The 10,163-nt window shown below is 36.3% G+C and carries 8 protein-coding genes and 1 pseudogene; 1 reads left to right on the plus strand and 8 read right to left on the minus strand.

Annotated features, from left to right (window positions below; genetic code table 11):
- From D8805_RS09660 to D8805_RS09695, 8 genes are all read right to left on the minus strand, one after another.
- Positions 1 to 626, minus strand: a 626-nt coding sequence (locus D8805_RS09660; protein ID WP_125417076.1) for a DUF4176 domain-containing protein, incomplete at its 3' end; no start/stop codon positions are given.
- Positions 623 to 907: a variable surface protein mvspG gene (locus D8805_RS09665; RefSeq protein ID WP_125417078.1), complete on the minus strand. Its 285-nt coding sequence runs from the start codon at positions 905 to 907 to the stop codon at positions 623 to 625. The genes D8805_RS09660 and D8805_RS09665, both read right to left, overlap by 4 nt.
- 8 nt (positions 908 to 915) lie before the next feature.
- The gene (locus D8805_RS09670) at positions 916 to 1,311 is read right to left on the minus strand and encodes a YwqH-like family protein (RefSeq protein ID WP_084877113.1); all 396 of its coding nucleotides are present in this window, start codon (positions 1,309 to 1,311) and stop codon (positions 916 to 918) included.
- 183 nt (positions 1,312 to 1,494) lie between these two features.
- Positions 1,495 to 5,928, minus strand: a complete 4,434-nt coding sequence (essC, locus tag D8805_RS09675; RefSeq protein ID WP_125417080.1) for a type VII secretion protein EssC — start codon at positions 5,926 to 5,928, stop codon at positions 1,495 to 1,497.
- Complete coding sequence (gene essB, locus D8805_RS09680) at positions 5,929 to 7,128, minus strand: type VII secretion protein EssB (protein ID WP_000460976.1); 1,200 nt, start codon at positions 7,126 to 7,128, stop codon at positions 5,929 to 5,931.
- A 9-nt stretch (positions 7,129 to 7,137) separates the two neighbouring features.
- Positions 7,138 to 7,395, minus strand: a complete 258-nt coding sequence (locus tag D8805_RS09685; RefSeq protein WP_009013811.1) for a hypothetical protein — start codon at positions 7,393 to 7,395, stop codon at positions 7,138 to 7,140.
- Positions 7,358 to 7,840, minus strand: a complete 483-nt coding sequence (locus D8805_RS09690) for a type VII secretion protein EssA (protein ID WP_260469940.1) — start codon at positions 7,838 to 7,840, stop codon at positions 7,358 to 7,360. Before D8805_RS09690 ends, D8805_RS09685 begins: the two co-directional genes overlap by 38 nt.
- 49 nt (positions 7,841 to 7,889) lie before the next feature.
- On the minus strand, positions 7,890 to 8,180 hold the full coding sequence (locus tag D8805_RS09695) for a WXG100 family type VII secretion target (RefSeq protein WP_001274476.1): 291 nt from the start codon (positions 8,178 to 8,180) through the stop codon (positions 7,890 to 7,892).
- Between the two features lie 782 nt (positions 8,181 to 8,962).
- Between D8805_RS09695 and D8805_RS09700 the strand changes: the two are divergent.
- Positions 8,963 to 10,163 (plus strand): annotated as a pseudogene (locus D8805_RS09700) (IS3 family transposase); the annotation flags it as partial.

The raw sequence follows: 10,163 nt of genomic DNA on the forward strand, positions 1-10,163 counted from the left end.
TAAACACTGGAAATCAGTCCTGCGTCTAGATAGTCCTTACGCAGAGCTTCTTGGCAGTAGTGTTCATCCGCGGTATCCGAATACCCTTCTGATACTACTCTCTTAATCAAGAGATTGCTTAAAAACAAGGGTGAAGTGTCAAAGCGTAATCCAAATGGATAGCCATGACCAATGTAGTCCACATAATGGCCATTTGCCAAATCAACTCGACGACCTGAAAGAACTACAAAAAAGTCCATCTGCTCGCTTTCAAATGACTCAACCAAGTCCTTAGGAAGAAGCTCACGATCAAGTTCGACAACACTACCTAAAGGATAGATACGACTTAAACAGAGATCCACATAGGAAGCATACTGGATAAAAAGCGAACGAGGTAGGATAACTTCTTCTTGGAGACGCCGAATCCGTACTAGTTCTTTTTCATAGAAAAACTCCAACGGCGCCCCTATCATTGGATGATAATGATAACTAGGTTCGTCATTCATAAAAGCTATATAACAAGCCCGAAAAACATCTGGATGTCCTGATAAGGTCATCGCTACCGTTGTCAATACTTCTTGGTCCTTTTCAGATAGGCTACATCTAGACAAAGCTCGGGCGAATAAAATCATTTGTTCTTCCTTCATGGTAGCACCCCTCCTGCTGCAATAGCTCCTGCTTCATGCGCGTCATCATCTATCTTATTCTGTCCTGCTTGTTCCATTTTTAGAGCATCTGAGCTGGTAAAATTTTTCAAAGTAACAATAGACTTGTTAAAGTGCTCCAAAACGTCATTAAAAGTGGTAAAAGGGGTAAGATCTGTGCGACTAAACCGCATATCACTTAGTTTACCGATTCCTGTAGTTGAAGTAGAAACATCTCTTGTAATAGTGTTCCAACTGGATTGATTTACACCTGTATCTACCATTTCTCTCCCTAATCCTCCATATATTCATAGACACGAGCCTGATGATAATAAGATGCTATTGCAGACTGTAGTTCACTTGATTGAGTTTCCAGACTACGTATCTTATCCTCAATAGCAGTTTTATTATTGTTATGGCTATCTCGAAAATTAGTAATATTCGTTCCTAAATTATAAAAATGACCTTCAAAATCTTGCTGACGACTCCCCTTAAAACTAGAGGAATCTAAAGGAAGAATCTGACCTAAAGATCTTGCACGATTATCAATAGACTGTATCTCACTTGCTAAACTACTGCTAGCTTTTCTTAATCTAGATATTTTCCCGTCAACTACACTTTTTGCTCTTTGAGCTTCAGCAGCTTGTCGACGAAATCTAGCCGCAATTTGTTTATAATACGACCCCATTTCCCTTCTCCTTTTTATAAACTGTACTTCATTTTAGCATATTTTGCTTAGAATCAACAACCTATATACATATCCTTTTGATTAAACTTACTCCCTTTGAATCAATCCCCAAAAGTGAGAACTCCTATAGTTAACTTTTGGGGAAAGGCTCTTATCAAGTTCAAGCGTGAAGGGTTGCTGATGTTATCTTGGTAACTTAATTCTGCAAACTTCTCTTCCAACAAAGAAATGAGTTTCATCGACTTCTAGAAGAGTTTCTTTGTAATTTGACTTACCTTTAATCATTCCTTGATCCATAAATCTAGTACCAAATATACCTGCTGGCATATTTGCACGCAATCTCTTACTAAATTCATCAAATTTACTTTCGATATTTTTCTGATAGCCATGGAAAATAAAGTAAACTCCCGCTTTAGAGGCATTTTTGATAATCGTTTCTAACACATTTGCAGAAAGTAACATTTTTTCATTTACGGTATGAATGTCTGGCATGTAAACAAACATCATTTGATTATCGCCACCATGTAGTCTTCGTTCAATTTCACTAACAAGATCTGTTAAAGCTGTACTAAAGTTATTTAACAAGATGATTGAATCAAAACTATCTGGATTTGCAAGACGTCCATCAATATCAAAAAGAATACGTTGAGCTTGCCCATTCAAATTTTCAAATGTCATCAATAACACCGCTTCGAGTAGTTCCGTTTGCTGTGGCGTGTCATCCATAATGACAAAATAGCCATGTTTTTTAGGATTAAAACCTACCACCTTAGTTGTCTCTTTATCATATCCGATTGGGATTTGACCTTGTTTCAGCATCTCTTGAACTGTAGCTGATTGTTTAAATTCATCAAGCGTCACTTCATTTGGCAACATTGGGATTGGTTCTGGGCAAACTCCTGTCCAGCTTCTTGCAATCAACTTGACTTCTTCTTCCAAGTTATACAGGCGCTCAATGTCCCCTTCTCCACTTATTGGGAGATAAACCTGAATGGCATAAGGGATATCTTCTTTCAACTGGGCACGACCAAAAATTTCTTGTTGAATTAAAGCATCGCGTCCGATAATTTCCTTAGAAGCTCCTTCATCAACCAGGTAAAAGGCCAAGCGCGAGGTGATATTACTTGACATACTGATTTTAAGGCTATTTGAACGAAGTGCTGTCAAAATCACATAGCATCCAAGACTCGCTCCCTCACGTAGGAGGCGGTTAATCATACTTTCAATGGCTTCTTCTAGTGGTGTGTCTTTTATAGTATCAAAGCCGTCAAAAATAGTAAGAATAGCAGGAAGTTTCTCACCCGATTTTTGTTCGTATTGGGAAAGACTTGCTACATTATAGAGCGCAAACTTCTCCTTGCGAATCTTCAACTCATGGTCAATACGTTTTAAAAACTTAACCAGTTTTTCTTCTTCGTCAAACCGTGTCAAATCAACCACATGAGGTAAATCTTTTAGTGGCAAGAGTCCATTTGTCCCAAAGTCAAATAAATTGATTTGTACTTGTTCTGGAGTATTTAAACGAGCGAGATTTAACACTAGAGTTTGAAGAGCTAGGGATTTCCCAAAACCTGGTGAACCATAGAAAACTGTATGTCCCATTTTTTCCAAATCAAAATGATAATCCTTCTGACGTTGCTCTGTCGGAATATCCATTCGAGCAAAGGGAACGGCCAATACTTTTTCGTCGGTCCAGTGAATATCTGTTTGAGGGGATATGATGGCTGTCTCTAGTGGTTCTAACCACGGTTTATCTGGCAGGTTGAGAGGTACAGTCTTGCTCACTCTTGCTATATAGTTTACAACAGCTGAGAGTTCCGTGATTTCTTCCGTCTGATCAGCAGTATAATTTTCATCCTTAGATAGGTCATCAGATAGCAATTCATATTGTCCTAGGTCATTTATCAACCAGATTCGTTCATCAACAACTTCTTGAACTCCCTCTGTTTGCGGGGCATAATGTGCACCACTCCAAGCAGACTGGAACAACTCATAGATTTCGTTATTTCCTACTTGTAAGTAGGCACGCCCTGGTTCAGTAATACTCGCTGCATCTGGTGTTTTGATAATTTCATTTGAATCAGACTCATCTGACACTTTCAAAGCTAGTTTGAAACGAGAGTTTGACCATATTTGATCATTCACGACACCTGATGGCTTTTGTGTAGCAAGAATTAGATGGACCCCAAGCGAACGTCCGATACGGGCTGTCGAAACCAGCTCTGTCATAAATTCTGGTTCATGTTCTTTCAATTCAGCAAACTCATCACTAATCAGGAACAGATGAGGTAATGGTTTGTCTGGATAGCCTGATTTGTCAGTAGATTTTTGCCCTTCCTTATATAATTTAGTGTATCCATTAATATGGTTGACACCAAATTGATTAAATAGTCGTTGGCGTTTTTGTAACTCTGCTTTGATAGAAGCTAAGGCACGCGCACTAGCCGCGCCATCTAAGTTAGTAATAGACCCAAGCATATGTGGTAGATCTTTAAAAAGATTCGCCATCCCACCACCCTTGAAGTCAATCGTAAGAAATCCAACATCCTCTGGACTAAAATTTACAGCCATGGATAATATATACGACTGAAGAATCTCCGATTTACCTGAACCAGTAGTTCCTGCTACAAGACCATGCGGTCCATGTGCACGTTCATGTAAGTTGAGTTCCACCTGGTCATCTTTCCCACGCAATCCTAATGGCACTGCTAACGTTTTAAAAGTATCCGCTTTGGACCATCTAGTAGCAACCTGTAACTCTTCAACTTCTCTGACTTGATAGAGTTCCAAAAAAGTAACGGATTTTGGAATCGTATTCTTCTCTACTTCCATATGTTTTAGATTTGCTAAAGTACGGATAGAATCTTCATAGCAATCCAACAGCGGGTAGGGAATAAAGGTTTGTGCACTATAGGATCCTTCATCATTAATGATTTGACCTAGATTTTGATTCTTATATTCAATCAGAGTTGTGATAGTTTCTGGCAAAAGACGACGCGCCTCTTTCACCCAAATAACAGTCACACCTAACTCTGTCAAATCCTTGGCTAGATACTCATTCAAACTATGGCCAAGTAAATGGGAGTCATCCATAATCGTTAAGACATAATGAGGTTTAAAGCGCGCATCTTTTTCCCCCATTTCACGTTTGATTTGAGAACGTTTTTGAATGATACGATAAAACGAATTTAGAACAGCATCACGACTTCTGGCATCATGGACAAAACCACGAATATTTCGCTCCTGCATATTAAAATGTGGGAGAAAGCGCCACTCAGACCAATCCTTCTCATATCTCAGTTCTTGAACAAGATTGATAAAATTAACATCTAAGTAGCTATGGAACATTGCCATCTGTAAAAGCATATTATACACAGCCGTCCTAGTTACTTCACTGTTTCCTACAAGACCAACTGTCGCTTCAAAAATATTAACAGTAATTGGAACCTTCTTTTGCAAACTGTAGTCTTGCAAGACTGTTCGAGCAAACTGCGATATTTCATCTTTACTTTGCTCATCAAAATTTGTTTGCAACTCTAGCTGACTTAACTTATCTCCTAATCCTAAGGACACCTGTAAGAAATCTTCATTATAGTCCATCCGCTCATAAATTCTAGAATCATAATCTGCAATCAGTTCAGTAATGGTCGATATTGACGGTTGATTGTAATGTAAAATCTTAGTTTCTTCTTTGTAGTATCTTTCTAAGTCGGATACTTGTTTTAATAAATATGCTTCGTAGTCTTGAATACGATTTTTTTCCTGCTCTTTGGTATCCTTTCTCTCCTCAAAATACTGACTCATAGTTGTCGCTGCAGTCAGGAGACTAAAACCACCCATCCCTAGCATCATTACAGGATTCCCTTTCGTCCAAATTGAACTAAATGCAGTTAAAGTAAACATCCCTAAAGCTGGAACAATTGCTCGAATGAGCGAGTTTTTAGGTGGTTTTATCGGCTGTGGAGGTTGATTGATAATGATTTTCCCACTATGGATAATCGGGTTAACTCTTGGACTCCTTCTATACTCTGGAAAATCCAACGGATATTCATTATTTTTTTCTTGTATCAGAATTTGACTCTTATTCAATTGTGGTTCTTCAAAAAGACATCCAATCTTCCACTGGTTCTTTCTTTTTTCTATAAAATAGTTAGAAACCTTCATTCGGTTTCCCACTTCAAACGGATAAAGCCCTTCCTCTTTGATAAGACGGTTATTTAGATAAACCGGAGATTCCCCAAGTGTAACCTGTACTTGATTATTTGAGAAAAAAAGTTGGTTTGAAATTGACCAACTAATGTCAGCTGATTCTTTCTTGCTACAAATAAATCGTTGTGGCGGAAAAATATAAGTGACAAAAATATCCTCTTCAGGAACCAATAAGGTTACAGTTTCTTTATCAAAGGTAGATTTTCCTCTTTCTAATTCCTTACCATTTCGATAGACTCTTCTGCCTTCTACTGTATACTCGTTAGTACCTACTCTTACCTCTTGTCCTTCAAACAAATCAATTTTTTCCAATTTTTCTTGTTCAATCAACAAGGTATAAAGAGGTTTATGAAGTTCTCCTAATTGGTCTCCCAGTTGATGATCATATTCTAGCTTTTTTGCCTTCATTTATCGCTCACTCTTTTCTTTTGTTTGGTTGTCCTTAGGAGTTGTTGTCTCAGTAGATGCTTTTGTGTCACTACTATTTGTAGTCGCTTCTCCAATCTCAGCAGAAAGTTCTTTTATTTTCTTTTCATATTCTTCAAGTTTCTTTTGTTTTTCAGAACCGTTCATATTGATATCTGCTTTAACTGATTCATATAGATTTGTATAAGCGTGTAAAATCAATTGTGTGTCCCCGATATTTTGTGCCACATCTAGAGCTTTTTCAAATTTTCCACGTCCAAGATAAATCCAATAATAGAAAATTGTATCATCTGTTGATTCTGTAATCGTATTTAAAATAACTTCCTTTTGCTTATCGCTCAAACTATCTAAACGGACATAGCTTGCTGCTAAGATATACTTAGCTTCTTTTGGCAATGATTCTGCACCATAATTTTTTAATGATTCAACTGTTTCAGAATAGTCTTTTCGCATGAAATTTGATTGGGCCATAATGACTGATGATTTTAGGGGGCCGTCTTTAAACATAGACTTATACGTTGCAAAACTTAAAATGACTGTGGTTGTAGCAAGCAAGGCTCCCCCTATTAACAAAGCCTTCCATTTTTTCTTGTTCACCAACAAATTAGCTTTTGAACTCTCTTCTGATAATTTTGCATACTTTTCTGCAATATATTTATTAACATCAGCTACACTCCCTAAGGGAATAATATCCTGTGCTACCTTTTCCTTTATTGCATCAATCCCATGGATGACTAAGTCAAAATCTACCTTAGGTAGTAAAATAGAAATCATTAAAGCTTTATAAGACTCTAAATAGAATTCCGAACTATACTGCTGTGGTGCAAGTAATTTTTCGATTCCATAATGTAACATTTGTACATTACTGCCAAAAACAATGATGTTCTCAGGATGGATATATGGAATTTTATAATCATTTTCAGAATGAACTAATGCCGACATGTTTTGTGCCAAACTAAAACGCTCAAGCTCCGTACTTCTATTTAAAATTTCTTCCTTAACTGTTTTAAAATACTCGGGAATAATATAATTCAAAGAAAGAACTCCATCTTTTTGAACTATTTCTACTGGACAGTATTCTTTAATCAATTCAAGTTGTTCTCTATGATAACCTGATGAAGAAATTTGAACTGATATTTGGTTGTCTTCTCTCACAAATTGTAGTTGATCTGCTTCAAACATTTTTTTCTCCTATGATACATCTTCAATCTCTATATAATCCCCATCACTAACTGGATAAGCAGCCAAGATGTCCGTTGTCTCGATATGAATTTGTTTATTTCTAACTTTGAAACAAAACGAACTATTTAGAGGTAAATTCAACTGTTCTCTAACTTTGGTATCTTTTAATAATTCTTCTAATCTTAACCAAGTAAGAGCTTTTGAAACTCGAATATCTATTTGTTTTGCTCTATACTCTAGAGTTAGCTTTATTTTTCCGTAATCCATGCCATTTCCTTCCTAGATAGACTCCCAACAAAACCATAAACAGCAAGAAAACACTTGTAAATACACTTCCCATCCAATCCTTAAAAATTGAATAGTCACTTTGTTTAAAAGAGGGTTTCTCCTCTACAGTGTATTGATTAAACAATGATGTTTTAACGACAGTAGTTTCTAAACGATAAATAGAATGATTTTCACTATCGGTAAATATAGTCTGCTCTGCCCCCTGTAAAAGTTCTTTTGTTGTTTGAGTTCTCTGGTCCACAACCTTTTGGGTACGATTTAAAAATAAATTTGGAGCATATTTGGATTCTATCCTATTTTTGACCGTGTCCTGTGTACTATTTGTAATGATATCTGTATCAAGTTTTAAGCTACCATCGTCTGCATAAACTAGCACAGGAAATACGATACAAAGAATTAATAGGTGCTTTTTAATTTTCTTCATCATGATATAAAAATAAGCGTCAAGTTTCCCTGACGCTCCTCAAAATCAACTACAAACCAAAGCTTTGTGCATCTTGTTGGTCACGTTCAGCTACTGTTTGAGCATAGTTATTCAATTGTTTGTTGATGCTCACTAGAAGCTCCTCGAATTTTTGAACATGTGTATACAACTGGTTGTATTGCTCAAGGTAAGCATTAAATGCTTGTCCTTTCCATTGTGATGCCATTTCTCCATTTGTTCGATTAACGGTTTGTACCGCTTGTTCAATTTGATCTTTAGCACTAAGATAAATTGCCGCCTGAGATTGTAACTGTTCTGGAGTTAAACTAATTGCTGACATAAGGATTCTCCTTTTAAATTTTTTCCCACTTTAGTTTATCATATATTTTAGTGTTTGTCTATCAGTTACACACTCGTAATACAAATTTGTACAAAAAAAGTATCTGCAAAAACATTTAGATAGAAAGAAACCTGTATTCAAAGTTTTCATACGCCCTAAAATGTCAAATCAAGTGCACATTCTCCTCATAGAAAACTTCATATTCTCATTTCATAGTATGTTGAATTAAAGTATCAATTATGATTTTCTTATTACTATTAAGAAGAAACTAAAATAATTCTGGTATATTTTATCTGAATCATGTGTAATTGCGGCCTGTTTTTCAGTATATAATTACTTCTTTAAGATAAGAATATTCTATGGCCAAATTTTGTCTAATTAATTTAGAAATCATTAACAAGGGGAATATTATGGCTGAAAGAATAATACATCAAGCTGATCTTCGAGCTATCGAGAACAACTTGCGCTCTATCCATGAAGGATTGCGAACAATTGGTTTTCATACTTAAGTTTTGTCCCAGCTTTATCCTTTTGATATTCCTTTTGAAGCTCATGAAGTTCTAGTCTCTCATGATTGTAAATACAGTATTGAAATTTGTTTTTTGCAAACATAATAATCCTTTCTAGTTATCAACAATTAAATCTTGTTTAAAAAATCTGAAATGTGTAGTTATCTAAAACCAACATCTAATTTTCTTAAACAACACAAAAACGCTCTAGACAATATGAACTGCACCCCAAAAGTTAGACAGAAAAAATCTAACTTTTGGGGTGTTTTTATTATGAAATTGAGTTATGAAGATAAAGTTCAGATCTATGAACTTAGAAAACAAGGATATAGCTTAGAGAAGCTTTCAAATAAATTTGGGATAAACAATTCTAATCTTAGATACATGATTAAATTGATTGATCGTTACGGAATAGAGTTCGTCAAAAAAGGAAAAATCGTTACTATTCTCCTGATTTAAAACAAGAAATGATTAATAAAGTCTTACATGAAGGCTGGACTAAAGATAGAGTTTCTCTTGAATACGGTCTCCCAAGTCGTACGATACTTCTTAACTGGCTAGCAAAATACAAGAAAAACGCGTATACTACTGTTGAGAAAACAAGAGGGAGAGTACCTAAAATGGGACGTAAACGGAAGAAAACTTGGGAAGAAATGACAGAACTAGAGCGACTCCAAGAGGAGAATGAACGCTTACGGACTGAGGTGGCTTACCTAAAAAAGTTAAAAGAGTTAGAGGAAAGGGACGAAGCCTTAGAGCGAGAAAAGCAGAGACAGTTAGAGAAATGGCTTCAGGAGGATTTCGACTAGATTTACTTCTTGAAGTGGCTCGTTTACCTCGCTCAACTTACTATTATCAATTGAGACAGCTGGATCAACCAGATAAGGATAAAGAGCTAAAGGATGAAATTCAAGCCATTTATAATGACTATAAAGGAAATTATGGCTATCGTAGAATTACTCTTGAACTAAGAAATCGTGGTTTTACAGTGAATCATAAGAAAGTTCAACGTCTGATGAAGGTCCTTGGTTTAAGTGCTCGAATTCGTCGGAAACGGAAGTATTCTTCCTACCAAGGAGAGATTGGCAATAAAGCAGAGAATCTTATTCAGCGCCAATTTGAAGCAGCCAAACCAATGGAAAAGTGCTATACGGATGTGACTGAGTTTGTCATTCCAGCAAGTACTCAAAAGCTTTACTTATCACCAGTTTTAGATGGCTTTAACAGCGAAATTATCGCCTATAATCTTTCTTGTTCTCCTAATTTAGAACAAGTGAAAGCTATGCTGGAGCAGGCCTTTACAGAGAAATACTATGAGAATACGAGTCTCCATAGTGATCAAGGATGGCAATACCAACACGATTCTTATCACAGGTTTTTAGAGAGTAAGGGAATCCAAACATCTATGTCACGTAAAGGTAACAGCCCAGACAACGGTATGATGGAATCTTTCTTTGGCATTTTGAAATCGGAA

The sequence above is a fragment of the Streptococcus oralis subsp. dentisani genome, from assembly GCF_003944205.1.
Lineage (GTDB): Bacteria > Bacillota > Bacilli > Lactobacillales > Streptococcaceae > Streptococcus > Streptococcus oralis_BH.